The 14,039-nt window shown below is 66.2% G+C and carries 14 protein-coding genes; 11 read left to right on the forward strand and 3 right to left on the reverse strand.

Annotated features, from left to right (window positions below; translation table 11 throughout):
* The first annotated feature begins 187 nt into the window (after positions 1-187).
* The 8 genes from BMY06_RS12965 (at position 188) to BMY06_RS13000 (ending at position 8,271) form a co-directional block, all read left to right on the forward strand.
* Positions 188-652, forward strand: coding sequence for a glycine zipper domain-containing protein (locus BMY06_RS12965; protein WP_065062427.1), 465 nt, complete (start codon positions 188-190; stop codon positions 650-652).
* Positions 653-865: 213 nt separating this feature from the next.
* The gene (locus BMY06_RS12970) at positions 866-1,453 is read left to right on the forward strand and encodes a BPSL1445 family SYLF domain-containing lipoprotein (RefSeq protein WP_065062425.1); all 588 of its coding nucleotides are present in this window, start codon (positions 866-868) and stop codon (positions 1,451-1,453) included.
* Between the two features lie 119 nt (positions 1,454-1,572).
* On the forward strand, positions 1,573-2,163 hold the full coding sequence (locus BMY06_RS12975; RefSeq protein WP_065062538.1) for a hypothetical protein: 591 nt from the start codon (positions 1,573-1,575) through the stop codon (positions 2,161-2,163).
* Positions 2,164-2,293: 130 nt separating this feature from the next.
* On the forward strand, positions 2,294-2,680 hold the full coding sequence (locus tag BMY06_RS12980; RefSeq protein ID WP_065062423.1) for a response regulator transcription factor: 387 nt from the start codon (positions 2,294-2,296) through the stop codon (positions 2,678-2,680).
* A gap of 96 nt (positions 2,681-2,776) precedes the next feature.
* Entirely contained in the window at positions 2,777-4,057 is a 1,281-nt protein-coding gene (locus tag BMY06_RS12985; RefSeq protein WP_065062421.1) for a paraquat-inducible protein A, read from the forward strand.
* Complete coding sequence (locus tag BMY06_RS12990; RefSeq protein ID WP_065062419.1) at positions 4,050-5,678, forward strand: PqiB family protein; 1,629 nt, start codon at positions 4,050-4,052, stop codon at positions 5,676-5,678. The genes BMY06_RS12985 and BMY06_RS12990 overlap by 8 nt, the downstream gene beginning before the upstream one ends.
* Positions 5,678-6,271, forward strand: coding sequence for a PqiC family protein (locus BMY06_RS12995; protein WP_065062418.1), 594 nt, complete (start codon positions 5,678-5,680; stop codon positions 6,269-6,271). Before BMY06_RS12990 ends, BMY06_RS12995 begins: the two co-directional genes overlap by 1 nt.
* Before the next feature lie 230 nt (positions 6,272-6,501).
* Complete coding sequence (locus BMY06_RS13000; protein ID WP_074983541.1) at positions 6,502-8,271, forward strand: SulP family inorganic anion transporter; 1,770 nt, start codon at positions 6,502-6,504, stop codon at positions 8,269-8,271.
* Positions 8,272-8,310: 39 nt separating this feature from the next.
* Here BMY06_RS13000 and BMY06_RS13005 read toward each other — a convergent pair whose 3' ends face one another.
* A complete protein-coding gene (locus BMY06_RS13005; RefSeq protein ID WP_244144375.1) occupies positions 8,311-9,288 on the reverse strand; it encodes a DUF2950 domain-containing protein in 978 nt (325 codons plus the stop codon).
* Positions 9,289-9,306: 18 nt separating this feature from the next.
* Positions 9,307-10,587: a DUF3300 domain-containing protein gene (locus BMY06_RS13010; RefSeq protein ID WP_074983545.1), complete on the reverse strand. Its 1,281-nt coding sequence runs from the start codon at positions 10,585-10,587 to the stop codon at positions 9,307-9,309.
* Between the two features lie 358 nt (positions 10,588-10,945).
* Between BMY06_RS13010 and BMY06_RS38620 the strand changes: the two genes are divergently transcribed.
* The 3 genes from BMY06_RS38620 (at position 10,946) to BMY06_RS13020 (ending at position 13,649) form a co-directional block, all read left to right on the forward strand.
* A complete protein-coding gene (locus BMY06_RS38620) occupies positions 10,946-11,179 on the forward strand; it encodes a hypothetical protein (RefSeq protein ID WP_124263139.1) in 234 nt (77 codons plus the stop codon).
* Positions 11,180-11,832: 653 nt separating this feature from the next.
* Positions 11,833-12,984 carry an ATP-binding protein gene (locus BMY06_RS13015; protein ID WP_161495569.1) on the forward strand — a complete coding sequence of 384 codons (1,152 nt, stop codon included), beginning with the start codon at positions 11,833-11,835 and terminating at the stop codon, positions 12,982-12,984.
* Positions 12,981-13,649: a response regulator transcription factor gene (locus BMY06_RS13020; RefSeq protein WP_074983547.1), complete on the forward strand. Its 669-nt coding sequence runs from the start codon at positions 12,981-12,983 to the stop codon at positions 13,647-13,649. The genes BMY06_RS13015 and BMY06_RS13020 overlap by 4 nt, the downstream gene beginning before the upstream one ends.
* Before the next feature lie 117 nt (positions 13,650-13,766).
* On the opposite strand, the gene BMY06_RS13025 is transcribed toward BMY06_RS13020, so the two are convergent.
* Positions 13,767-14,024, reverse strand: coding sequence for an RNA-binding protein (locus BMY06_RS13025; protein WP_065062408.1), 258 nt, complete (start codon positions 14,022-14,024; stop codon positions 13,767-13,769).
* Positions 14,025-14,039: the final 15 nt, after the last annotated feature.

Genomic DNA, 14,039 nt, shown 5'->3' on the forward strand with positions numbered 1-14,039 from the left:
TGCTCCGGACCGTCCGCAGACACATTCTGAACATCAGGCGTGCGGTGGATGAAAGGATCGCACGGCGTGCACGACGGCCGGGCCGGCGCCCACGGCGCATCCCTGCGCCCGTCACCGCCGGCGCGTGCGTCTTCCGTGCGCGAACGATTCGTTCTACCTGGCGTAGCGCCAAGGAGGAACCGTGAGCATGTCAATCAAGCGTCGCCTTCAGGTGCTGATCGCTGCGGGTGTGTTGCCGGCGAGCCTGGCGAGTGCGGGCCCGATCGCCTATCCCGCGAAGGGGCAGAGCGCGCAACAGCAGCAAAAGGACGAAGGCGCGTGCTACAGCTGGGCGAAAAGCAATACGGGCGTCGATCCCACCAAGGTGACGTCGGCGCCGCCGCCATCCGGTCCGGCTGTCGGCGGCGGCGAGCGCGTTGGCGGTGCTGCGCGCGGCGCGGCGGGCGGCGCGGTGATCGGCGCGATTGCGGGCGATGCGGGCAAGGGCGCAGCGATCGGCGCGGTCGGCGGCACGATGGTGGGCGGCGCGCGGGCGCGCCAGAACCGGCGTGATGCGCAGGCCAATGCACAGGCGCAATCGCAGGGCGCGATGGATGCGTTCAATCGCGCCTACGCCGCCTGCATGGAGGGTCGCGGCTACACGATCAAGTGAAGCGCGCCGGCGCATGCGAGAGCAGGACAAAGGAGAGTCGTAGCCGCCGCGCGATCCGCGCGCGCGGGCAGGAGTGTGCCGCGTTCCGCTGTATCGATTTCTCTCGCGGCGTTCTGGGCGTTATAGGACCAAAGCCCGATAGGTGCTTGCGATCGCAGTCGACATAATGTCATCACGTGACGCATGGCTTTTGACGGTTGCCGGAGGACGATAATGAAGCGAAGGAGTTTTGTGCTTAAGGTCGCTGTGATGGCCGCCGCCGTGGGCGCGGCCGTATCGGGTTGCAGTGTGACGACCGGCAGCGGCAAGAGCGAGGAAACCGACGCCTCGAAGCGCCAGAAGATCGACGCCGAAGTGGACGGCACCCTGTCGCGGCTCTATGCGATGGTCGGCGGCTCTCAGGAACTGGTGTCCAAGGCGCGCGGCGTGCTCGTGTTCCCGTCCATCGTCAAGGCCGCGTTCATCGCGGGCGCGGCATACGGAGAGGGCTCGTTGCGCGTGGGCGGCGCGACCGTCGGCTATTACAGCTCGGCGGCAGGGTCGTTCGGCTTCCAGGCGGGCGCGCAATCGACGGCGATCATTTTCCTGTTCATGACGCAGGATGCGCTCGACAACTTCCGCCGTTCGTCGGGCTGGTCGGTCGGCGGCGACGTGCAGGTCTCGCTCATCAAGGTGGGCGCGAACGGCAAGCTCGATACGCGCACTGCGTCTGCGCCCGTGTCCGCGATCGTGATGACCAACACGGGGCTGATGGCGGACGCCTCGCTGTCGGGCACCAAGGTCACGAAGCTCAATCTGTAGCGGCAGCAGGCTGCACGTTCGACGTCGCGGCGCGTCTCGAACGAGACGGCCGGGCCCGCCATCGCGTGGCGCGGGCGGCGGCACGGCTCGCGACGTTCTCACTCCAGACGGAGGCATTCATGCCGAAGCTCAAACTGCTGGCAGCCGTGATGGTGATCGGGCTCGCCCAGCTTGGCAGTGCGCAGGCACAAACCGACGCCGGCGTGGTGAAAACGCCCGGCAGGGCGGCCGTCGCGGCCAGTCGCACGGTGACGGCCGAGGTGCTGAGCGTCGATCCCGCGACGCGGACCGTGCGGCTCAAGCGCGAAGACGGCAAGACCTTCGAAGTACAGGTCGGCGAGGAAGCGCGCAACTTCGATCAGCTCCGGATCGGCGACAAGGTCACCATGACCTATCGCGAAGGCCTGACGGTGAGTCTGAAGAAGGGCGGAGGCGGCGCGACCTCGGTCGAGGAAACGCCGTCGCTCGAACGGGCGCCCAAGGGCGCGAAACCTGGCGGCACCATCGGCAGGCAGGTGCGCGTGGTCGCCGACGTCGTCGCGGTGAACCACAAAACCAGAATGGTGACGCTCAAGGGACCCGAGGGCGACACGGTCGACCTGAAAGTTGAGGATCCCAAAGAATTGGCGAACGTCAAGGTGGGCGATCAGGTCGAGGCGGTCTACACGGAGGCGCTGGCCATCTCCGTTCAGCCCGCGAACGCGAAATAGTGAGTGCGCCGTGCCCGCGTGCGCGGCCCGCACATGGGCGGCACCGACCTGGCTGCGGCCGCCGTTCGTCAGGCGGTGATGGCTCGGGAGCGACCCATGCCAGCACCGGTTTTGCGGTCGGGTGGACCAAATGAGCGCTTCCAGTCAATCCGTGGCGATCGTCGACGACGAAGAGTCCGTTGGGCGGGCGATCCGGCGGCTGCTGAAGTCCGCGAACATCGACGCGGTGGCGTTCGCGAGCGGTGAAGCGTTTCTCGACGCGTTGCACGCCGCGGATCCCTATCGGCCCGCCTGCGTGATTCTCGACTTCCAGATGCCGGGAATGAGCGGCATCGACGTGCAGCAGCGTCTGGCGGGCACGGGTTTGCCGGTCATCGTCATCACCGCGCACGACGAGCCGAACGTGCGCGCTCAGGCGCACGCGGGCGGCGCGCTCGCGTATCTGTGCAAGCCGTTCGACGAACTCGATCTGATCGACGCGGTGCGCTCCGTGCTCGACCGGGATCGCGACGCGTGAGCGAGTAGCCGCCATGAAACGCCAGGCTGATTTTTTCCACCGTCATGCGCCGTGCGGCCCGCTTGCGCCGCGCGCGAGCGCAGGGGAGCCGACGCCATGAAGCACGCCGGTCTGCTCCTGTGCCACGAATGCGATCTGCTGCAACGGCGCGCGTCGTGTCCGCATCGCGGGGTGCTGCGTTGCCGCCGTTGCGGCGCGGAACTCGAACGCGATCACACCGACAGCAGCCGGCGTTCGCTGGCGCTCGCCTCGGGTGCGCTCGTGCTGTTCGTGATCTCGAATCTGTTTCCGATCGTGGGCCTGGCCGTCAACGGCAACCTCATACGGGCGACGTTGTGGGGCGCGGTCGAGGTGCTGTATCTCGATGGCATGTGGCCCATCGCGGGCCTCGTCTTCATCACGACGATCCTGATGCCGGCCACCCAGATCGTCACCTTGTTGTGGCTGCTCGTGCCGCTCGAATTCGGCCGCAAGCCGCGCGAGGCCAATCTGGTGTTTCGCGTGATGGGTGTCGCGCGCACCTGGGGCATGACCGAGGTGCTGATCCTCGGGTTGCTGATCGCACTCGTCAAGCTCTCGCATATCGCGACGGTGGTGACGGGCGTCGCGCTCTGGTCGTTCGGCGCGCTGATGGTGGTGCTGGCGGGCACGGGCGCGGCGCTCGACGTGCCCGCGCTCTGGCATCGCATTGCGCCCACGCCGGGGTTCGGGTCGTGGTCCGGCGCTGCGCGCGCGGCGCGGCCGAGGCCGGATCGCGGCCTTACCGGCGCGGCCTGCGGCCTCGCGCTGTGTCCGTGCTGCGAGCTGATCGTGCGCCTGCCCGCGAGCGGCGGCGCGCTTGCGTGCCCGCGCTGCGCGACGCCGCTGCATCTGCGCAAGGCCGGCAGCCTGTCGCGCACGTGGGCGTTCCTGATCGCATCGATCGTGCTTTACATACCGGCGAACGTGTTGCCGGTGATGGACACGAGTTCGCTGTTCGGCACGCAAAAGGACACCATCATGAGCGGCGTCGTCTATCTGTGGGTGTCGGGATCGTGGCCGCTGGCGGTGGTGGTGTTCATCGCGAGTATCGCCGTGCCGATGATCAAGATTCTCGGCCTCGGCTATCTGGCGGCCTCGGCGCAGCGCGCGTCGCGATGGCTGCCGCAGGAGCGCACGCGCATCTACCGGATGATCGAGCTGGTGGGGCGCTGGTCGATGCTCGATATTTACGTCGTCACGATGCTGGTCGCGCTGGTGCAGTTCAAGGCGCTCGCGACCATCAAGGCCGGTCCGGCCGCGATTGCCTTCGGCGCGGTCGTCGTCATGACGATGTTCGCCGCGAGCGCGTTCGATCCGCGCCTCATCTGGGACCCATTGGAGCGCGATCATGCCTGACTCCGGCCCTGACGGCACGCTGCCCGATCTGCCCGAGGCGAAGCCGGTGGCGGGCTCGCGCTGGCGCATGCAGATCGTCTGGCTGGTGCCGGTCGTCGCGCTGCTGATTGGCGGCTGGCTGGCCGCTAAGGCGATTCTCGAAGAAGGCCCGACGGTCACGATCAGCTTTCGCAACGGCGATGGCCTGGAGGCCGGCAAAACCAAGATCAAATACAAGGACGTCGATATCGGCATCGTGAAGTCGGTGACGCTCTCGCCCGACCACAAGCGCGTGATCGCCACGGGCGAACTCGTGAAGGACGCAACCAGCATGCTCGTCGCGAACACGCGCTTCTGGGTCGTGCGGCCGCGCATTTCCGGCGGCACGGTCTCGGGGCTCGGCACGCTGCTCTCGGGCTCGTACGTAGGCATGGACGAGGGCAATTCGAAATCGGTACGGCGCGACTTCGTGGGTCTCGAAGTCCCGCCGGTGTTTCCGAGCGATATGCCGGGCCGCGAATTCGTGCTCAAGAGCGCCGACATGGGCTCGCTCGACGTCGGCTCTCCGGTGTTTTTCCGCCGCCTCGAAGTGGGCCAGATCGCCTCGTACGAACTCGATCCGAACGGCAAGGGCGTGACCCTGCACGTGTTCGTGAATGCGCCCTACGACCGCTACGTGCGCGGCGATACGCGCTTCTGGCATGCGAGCGGGCTCGACGTGTCGCTCAGTCCCGACGGCGTGCAGATCAACACGCAGTCGTTCGTCTCCTTGCTGATCGGCGGCATTGCGTTCGAGACGCCGGACACCGACCGCAATCTGCCCGAGGTCGCCGACAACACGCCGTTCGATCTCTACGCGACGCGCGCGGAGGCGATGAAGCAGCACGACCGTATCGTCGATACCTATATCGTGACGTTCTTCGATTCGGTGCGCGGCCTGACCGTGGGCGCGCCGGTCGATTTCCGCGGCGTCGAGGTCGGCGAGGTCACGCATATCTACACGCGTTTCGATCCCGTGAAGCGGCAGTTCAGCATTCCGGTCGAGATCAGCCTGTATCCCGAGCGCTTCACGTTGCGCTACCGGAGCAACGCGCGCCAGGAACCTGGCGGGCGCCTCACGTCGTCGCCGCATGAACTCGCGGATTTCCTGATCGCCAGCGGCTTCCGCTTCCAGTTGCGCTCGGGCAATCCGCTCACGGGGCAACTGTATGTCGCGTTCGACATGTTCCCGGACTCGCCGAAGGCGAAGATCGACTGGAGCCGCACGCCGCCCGAACTGCCCACGGTGCCGCGCACGCTGCAGTCGTTGCAGGATTCGCTGACGCGGCTGCTCGCCAAGCTCAACGGCATTCCGTTCGAGCAGATCGGCACGCAGGCGCAGCAGACGCTGCAAAACACCAACGAGGTGATCGCGCGGCTCGGCAGCGACGTGGTGCCGGAAGCGCAGGGCACGCTGTCGTCGGCGCGCACGGCGCTCGACTCGGCCAACTCCGCCTTGCAGCCCGACACGCAGCTTCAGCAGAACACCAGCGACGCCATGCGCGAACTCGCCCGCACGGCCGCATCGATGCGCAATCTCACGGACTATCTGGAGCGGCATCCGGAAGCGGTGGTGCGCGGCAAACCCGGAGACAAGCCGTGATGCGCGCCACCGCACGGACCGGCTGCGCGAGCGCACTGATTGCGCTCCTTGCTTGTGCGGGCTGCGGCTCGCCGACGCCGGACTTTTACGCGATGCACGGCGACGCGCGCATGGACGCGGCGCCGGTGGCTGCGACGATGTGCATCGTCGTGAGTCCGGTGACGGTGCCCGATCTGGTCGACCGGCCGCAGATCGTCACGCGCACCGCCGACAACCGCATCGAGCTGAACGAGTTCGCGCGCTGGGCCGAGCCGCTGAAAGCCGATATCGCGCGCGTGATCGCCGACGATCTCGCGCAGCGTCTCGCGACGGCGCGCGTGTCCGTGTTCGATGCGTGCGCGGGCGCGTTGCCGCAGTGGTCCGTGCGAGTCGACATCGTCGGCATCGACAGCGTGCCGGGCGACGCGGTGACGATTGCCGCGCAATGGGCGGTGCGGCCGCCGGCGAAAGGCGCGATGGTGTTCGGGCGCAGCCTGGCCCGCGAGCCGCTCGACAGCCACGATTATGGCGCGCTCGTGGCGGCGCACGAGCGCGCACTCGGCACGATCAGCTCGGAGATCGCGGCGGCGATCCGCGCGGGCATGCGGCAGTGAGCCGCGCCGCTCCGCGTAGTGCCGCGTAGTGCCGTGTGGTGCCGTGTGGTGCCGCGCAGTGCGGTGTACAGCGGTCTCGCATCCTGTGCTGATTCTCGAACCTGAACTATTCTTGGCATGACCGTGATGCCGTTCAAGCGTGGCCGCACGCCGCATCGCGCCAACCTGCGCACCGATCCGGCTTCCGCGCAACGTCACGCCGACGCCGCGCGGCACGATCCATCCAGCCTATGCCCACTCAACCCTCAGGTCTCGACAACGAGCTTTCCGCAAGCGCGGCGCACGGCTGGGCAAAGTGGTTGCCGGGCCTCGTCGCGCTCAGGCGTTACCGCTTGAGCTGGCTGCCGAGCGACGTCGCCGCGGGGCTGGTGCTGACGACCATGCTGGTGCCGGTGGGCATCGCCTACGCCGAGGCGTCCGGCGTGCCAGGCGTCTACGGGCTCTACGCGACGATCGTCCCGCTGCTCGCCTATGCGGTGTTCGGCCCGAGCCGCATCCTCGTGCTCGGTCCCGACTCCGCGCTCGCCGCGCCGATCCTGGCTGTCGTGGCGGCGGCCGCGGGCAGCGATCCCGAGCGCGCGATCGCGGTCGCCAGCATGATGGCGATCGTGTCCGGCGCGTTCTGCATACTCATGGGCCTGTTGCGCCTGGGCTTCGTGACCGAACTGCTCTCGAAGCCGATTCGCTACGGCTACATGAACGGCATCGCCATCGCGGTGCTGATCAGCCAGTTGCCCAAACTGTTCGCGATCTCCATCGACGAAGGGGGGCCGCTGCGCGACCTGTTGAGCCTCGCCACGGCCATCGCCGGCGGGCAGGCCAACTGGGTCAGTTTCGCGGTCGGCGCGGGCAGCCTCGTGGTCATCCTCGTGCTCAAGCGTTTCGAGAAGGTGCCCGGCATCCTGATCGCCGTGGTGCTCGCGACGCTCTGTGTGAGCGTGCTGCATCTCGACGAGCGTGGCGTCAAGGTGCTCGGCAAGATTCCACAGGGCTTGCCGACCTTTGCGGTTCCGTGGGCGAGCGGCGTCGATCTGATCAAGATCGTGCTCGGCGGCTGCGCGGTCGCGCTGATTTCCTTCGCCGACACCAGCGTGCTCTCACGCACCTTTGCCGCGCGCTATCGCAGCCGCATCGATCCGAGCCAGGAAATGGTGGGGCTCGGCATCGCGAATCTGGCAGCAGGCTTTTTTCACGGCTTTCCGATCAGCAGCAGTTCGTCGCGCACGCCCGTCGCGGACGCGGCCGGCGCGAAGACGCAGTTGACGGGCGTGGTGGGCGCGCTGGCCGTCGCGCTGTTGCTGCTCGTTGCGCCGAACCTGATGCGCTATCTGCCGACGAGCGCGCTCGCGGCGGTGGTCGTGGCGGCCGCGATCGGCTTGTTCGAAATCGCCGATCTCAAGCGCATTTACCGGATCCAGCAATGGGAGTTCTGGTTGTCCATGGTGTGTTTCGCGGGCGTCGCGGTGTTCGGCGCGATTCCGGGCATCGGCATCGCGGTGGTCATCGCGATCATCGAATTTCTGTGGGATGGCTGGCGGCCGCATTTCGCCGTGCTCGGTCGTGTGGAAGATGTGCGCGGTTATCATGACATCGCGCGCTATCCGCAGGCGGTGCGCATTCCGGGGCTGCTGCTGTTTCGCTGGGACGCGCCGCTGTTCTTCGCCAACGCGGAGTTGTTTCAGGAGCGGCTGATGCAGGCCGTCGACGAATCGCCGACGCCGGTGCGCCGGATCGTCGTGGCCGCCGAGCCCGTGACGAGCGTCGACGTGACGTCCGCCGACATGCTGCGCGAATTGATCGAAGCGCTGAATCGACGCGGCATCGCGCTGCATTTCGCCGAGATGAAGGACCCGGTGCGCGACAAGCTCAGGCGCTTCGAACTGCTCGATCTGCTCGGCGATACGCACTTTCATCCGACCGTGGGCAGCGCGGTCGACGCCTGGCTCGGCGACGCGGGCCGCGATCCGGCCGCCGGACAGGTGAAGCAGCCCCCGCCGTGACTGGCGCGCAGGATGTGATCGGTGGGATCGCCGACGACATTACGGCGCGGCCTTCTGTTTCTGCGTGACGTCGCCCGCATCCTGCTCCGTGTCTTTCTCTTTGGCCCAGCCAGGGCCCGGATCGAACGACGTCATCGCTTCCGCTTGGGTCGCGGTATCGGGGCCCAGGTCGCGTCCGTAGACCTGGCCGTCATGGCTGACGAGGAGGGTCTTGATGCCGGTGTCGCCGTATCTGACCGGCCACGCCACCACGGCGAAGCCGCCGAACAACTGGCCGCGCACGAGGTAGCCGTAGGCGCCGCCTGGGGCGTGCGGTCCCTGCGAGGTGAGCAGCCTGTAGCGATAGCCGTAATAGCCCGTGCCGCGCACATTGCGCGCGCTGGCGGCGGCGAATTCCTCGCCGAGCGGGCTGGGTTCGGCGCCCGCGGCGGTCGGCCAGTAGAGGCCGTCCTGCTTGCCCGGCGAACTCGCGAGACGGCGCGCGTACACGTAGGTGTCGTTGCCGTCGTGATACGACGAGGCGTACTCGCGCTGTGCGTCGTAGATCGCGAGCAGGGTCTGGATCGCCGCGAGTTCGTTACGGCCAATGCGCCGGATGCGCATTTCCTCCGCGCAGGCGGCCATATCGAAATGCCAGCCGTGGCCGCCTTTGACGAGGGGGCAGGGGAAGGTCCAGCCGTCGTCGCCGACTGCGATATGCGCGCGGTGGCTGTCGTCGGTCCGGACCGAGTGGGCGACCTGCCATTCCTCGAGGAAGCGCGCGCGGATCTGCGCGCCTTCGGGTGGCACCAGACGCCGGAAATCGGCGCCGAACAACGTCTGCAATTCGGTTTCGTTGTTGCGGGAGACGGCCTCGCCGAATGCGTTCATGGCGGCTTCGGGCGAGGCGAACGAGGCTTGCGCCGCGGCAGCGAGCGGCTGCGTCGGCACGAGAGCGAGCGCCGCCGTCACCGACGCCGCCGCGAGGAGGCCGGGCAGGACGCGAAGGCTGGACAGGTCGTTCATGGCTGGTTTCATGGGAGGGCTCCCTGGCGTCTAGCGTCTGCCGCCACCACGACCGCCGCCGCGCATGCCGCCGCCGCTGCTGCGGGTGCTGGCGCCGCCACCGCGATTGAAGCTGGACGACTGCATGCTCGACGTGCCGCGGCTGATATCGCGTTGCGTGGCGCCGCCGCCACCGACGCCCTGAAATGCACCGTCGCGTCCGCCCGCGCCGCCGATGCCACCTGCATCGCCCGCGCCTCCCGGCCGCCCGGCGCCGCCGATGCCTGCTGCACCGCCTGCGCTGCCAGCACCGCCGACGCCGCCCGGCCGCCCTGCGCCACCGGCACCGCCGACGCCACCCGGCCGTCCGGCGCCACCCGCGCCACCGGCGCCGCCGACGTCTCCACGGCCGCGATAGTCGCGCCGTCCGGCGCCGCCCGGCACGTCACGCGAAAACTTCTCGCGCGTGGCGTTGTCGCGGTACGACACGCCCTGACGATGGCCGGGATCGTGTTTCCACTTGCCGCCTTCGACATTGGTGCGATTGAAACTGCGATCCACGTTTCTGGCCTTGTCGACGTTGATGTTGACATCGCCGCCGCCCCAGTTGCAGTTGCCGAAGAGCGCGCCCGCCGCCGCGAGACCGACGCCCCATGCGAAGCCCGTCATCAGCGCGCCGCCGGGGTAGTACATGGGCGAGGGCGGCCAGTAATACGGCGGATACGCCGGATAGCTCCACGCGCCGTACACCACGGTCGGGTTATAGGCCGGCACGTAGATGACCTGGGGATTGGTGGGCTCGATACGCACGATCGTCGGGCCGCCTTGCTGAGGCGGCTGCTCGACGATCACCTGCTGCTGCTCGCTCGACTTGAGGTTGCCCGCATCCCTGGCGCGCGCGCGCAATCGCTGCACGGCGGCCAGCACGTCTTTTTCCTGGGCGAGAAAAGCGTCGCCGAGTTTTTGCGTCCAGTCGATTTTTTCGTTCATCGGCTCGAGGATCTGCGGAAACGCCACGAGCGATTTCACGCTCGTGTCCCACGGCTGATCCTGAACCGCCTTGACGGCTTCGTTGCCCTTGAGCTTCGGGTGCTCTTTCGACCAGCGCGCGGCATGCACGATTTCCAGCGGATAAGTCGACGCCATCAGCACCTGCGAGAGCACCGAGTCGGGATAAAGCGCGATTGGCGCCACCAGCGCCTCGATCTCTTCGGGTTTGTATGGCGCGGGCGGCGCGGGGTTTTGCGCGAGCGCCGCGTATGGCGCCGCGCTCACGAACGCGAGCATCAGCAAGCGGATCACGCCGTAGATTCGTTCAGTCCACGAAGTCATCGCCGCTCCTCCCGATGCCCAGCCGAACCTGCCAATGCGAAGAACGCCACGCGACGCGGCCAGGAAGGGCTATTCGCCTAGTTTTGTCGTCGCGCGTGGCGGGGGCAATCGGACCAGAGTCCTATTGACTATTTGTGCGAGCACGCAAATGAATGTTGGTGTGCCAGCAGAGAAAAAGCGGAATGACGTTTCAGAATTCGGGTATTCGCCGGCCAATGGAGAGGTGTTTCAGAATGAGCGGTATTGAAGTTGTTTGCGTATAAACCCGGATTGCGCGGCGACAACGGTGCGGCGACTTAATGAAGCTAATAAAACGCAATGTGGTGTATCGCAATGTTCAACAATCGAGGTGAGAATCATGATCATGACCTGTACAAGTCGAAGACTGCTGGCGACCGTCGTCATTGCGTCGATCGGCATCGTGCCAGTCTATGGGCAGACCGGATCGCCGGGAATGAAACAAATGCAGGACGCACAACGAAAAGCGGGGGAAAAAGCCAGAACCAGCAAGCATTCGCAGGACGCGAATTCAGGTCAGCAGAAAGATACGGGCGGCAGCGTTCCAGCGTCGTCGCCGGGACAATCTCATTAGCGCGCAGTTAAATGGATGGCGGAACATGGTTTGCAAATATTTTATCGATTGCTCCATTTCCGTCATTTGTTCGTCATGTAAGCGCATCAGGTATTAATCGCCCGTCCGTAAAGTGATGCAATTAACACACAGAACTAAAAAAATTACCGAAATTTAAAATAAGTCGGTGGGTGGCATGATTTCTTTCGTATAATTTACCCGTACTGTCTCGATATAGTCAGTGCAACTCCCATTCAGGTGGTGTCGTGACGAGCGACATTCGCATGTCAAGCCGTGCCGGTTTCAGTACGTCATTTGCCACGTGCGGGCGACCGATTCACCGCACATCAAGAAGAAGCCGTTGGTCACCGTTGTGAACTCGTGAATATCGCGGCCAGCATGCAGGTTCTGGAGAGATCTCGCGCATCGTTGCATCGGGTATTTGCGTCAGGCTGAATTGCTGTCAGGACAGCTGATGAATTATGGGCGGCGTCGCAAATCCCATCCAGATCGCGCGTTCGGAGGGCACCATGTACGGAGAGAACGTGGGGAACGGAAAGCGCACATTCAGGCTCACGGGCCGGGGGCAGGGTCGCGATGACTGGCTTTCGTGGCTTTCCGCTGTTACCGGGCGGCTGACACAGCGGGCATTGCCGGACCAGTCGGCGCCACCCATGTTGCGCGGCATGATCGACGTGATGCCGTCCGCCGCGCTGGCGGTCGACGAGCAGGGAACGATCGTCGTCGCCAACGCGCGAGCCGCGCTGCTGTTCGGTTATTCGGCGGCGGAATTGAGCGTGTTGCCGCTGGACATGCTGGTGCTGCCGTCGCAAGACACGGATATCGCCGAGCCTGTCGGCACGTCGTGGGTGATGCGCGGCGCGCCCGGCAGTACGACGCGCCCGGCGGTCGTGCGCAAAAGAGATGGCAGTCAGCGCGCCGCGCAGGTCACCAGTTCCGTTTCGTTTGCAATCGAGCGCAGGCCGTACGCGGTGCTGGTGATCGACGCGCTGTGCGGCGAGGGCGATGAAGGCGACGCGGGCGACGTCGCAAGCGCTCAGGAGCCCGGCGTGCGTCGCGCCGGTCAGGCGCTCATGCATCACGATCAGGCGTCCGACGTCGGCGACATGGCGGCGGCGCTCGCGCACGAAGTCGATCAACCGCTCACCGCCATTCTGAGCAACGCGCAGGCGGCCAGGCGCTTTCTGGCGAGCACGCCGCCCAACATCGGAGAGATGCTCGAGTTGCTCGACGAGATTGTTTCCGATAGCACACGAGCGCACGCGATCATCCGCAAGATGCGGCAGTTCGGCAAGCGCGAGCAGAGCGAATTGAGCGCGATCGACATGGGTTGTCTCGTGCGCGATGTCATGCAACTGCTGCACCGCCGTGCGCGCGAACGCCACGTTGCGCTGAGTTCGCATATCGAGAATGGCTTGCCGATGCTGCGTGGCGACGCCGTGCAGCTTCAGCAGGTGCTCGTCAATCTGATTCTCAACGCGTTCGACGCCATGCAGGGCATGGCGCCCGCCGAGCGCACGGTGTTCGTCAGTGTCGGCGCGGCGCCGGGCGGGCGTGGCGTTCGTATTGCGATACGCGACTGCGGCGACGGTGTCAGCGACGAGCAGATGGCCACGCTGTTCAAGCCCTTTTCGACCTCGAAACCGAACGGTCTGGGGCTGGGCCTGTCGATCAGCCGCATTATCGTCATGGGGCACGGCGGCCACATGTGGGCCGAGCGCAATCGTGAACGCGGCATGACCTTTCAATTCGAGCTACCTGCGGAGGGCGCGACCACGAATAGCGGCGCGCACGAGCCTCTATGAACACACCCCAATCTCTCGTGTTCGTCGTCGACGACGACGAGCCGATCCGCAAGGCCTTCAGTCGTCTGCTCGGTTCGGCGGGCTACGTCGTGCAGACCTTCGGCTGCGCCGGCGATTTCCTTGCATGCGCCGATCTGACGAGCCAGCCCGCGTGCCTGTTGCTCGACCTCGGCTTGCCCGATCTGAGCGGCATCGCGCTGCAGCGCCGGCTGCCGTGCAGGGTGCCGACCATCTTCGTCTCGGGCCATGTCGGCGCGCGCGCCGCCATCGCCGCGATGAAGGCCGGCGCCACGGATTTTCTGCTGAAGCCCGTGGACGAGGCGCCGTTGCTCGAGGCGGTCGAGCGCGCGCTCGCGCTTGCGCGGCAATTGTTCGAACAGCGCGCGCAGAACGCGGAAATCCAGCGCCGTGTCGCGCAGTTGACGCCGCGCGAGCGCGAAGTCATGGCGCTGGTGGTCGCGGGGCGGCCGAACAAACTCGTCGCCGATGAACTGGGTGCGGCGGAGAAGACCATCAAGATCCATCGCGCGCGCGTCATGGAAAAGATGCGGGCCGGCTCGCTCGCGGATCTGGTCCGGCTTGCCGAGCGCGCCGACCTCGACAGTCCGGCGGCGGAGCGTGGCGACGCACTCGCGGGCTCTGCGGAAGGGCGTCGGTTCGCCTGAACGCACGGATCGCGTACAGGTGGCGCACAAGCAGCGCATGGGCGCGCGATGCGGCCAGTCAACCACCGCGTTGCCCGCGAGCGGTGTCACGTCACGCGGCATTCGTGCATCGCGCATTCAATCTTCGCGCTTCGGCGGCATGACCTGCACGACGATGGTCCGGTTGTTCCAGAGGATGTTGTGAATGCGCGGCTGAAGCTTGCGCAGGGCTTCGGCGCTGAGTTTGTTGAAAGTCAGGATCACGGCGGGACGCTCGCCGGTGCCGGGCACGCGCTGGATCTCGTCGAACGGCGGACAGCCGTATCGGCCGAGAAACGCGTTGATCTCGTCCGACGAAATGTCCGCGTCGACATTTCCAATCCATAGTTCGCTCATCTTCGGTCTCCGGAT

The organism is Paraburkholderia tropica, assembly GCF_900109265.1.
GTDB classification, from domain to species: domain Bacteria; phylum Pseudomonadota; class Gammaproteobacteria; order Burkholderiales; family Burkholderiaceae; genus Paraburkholderia; species Paraburkholderia tropica.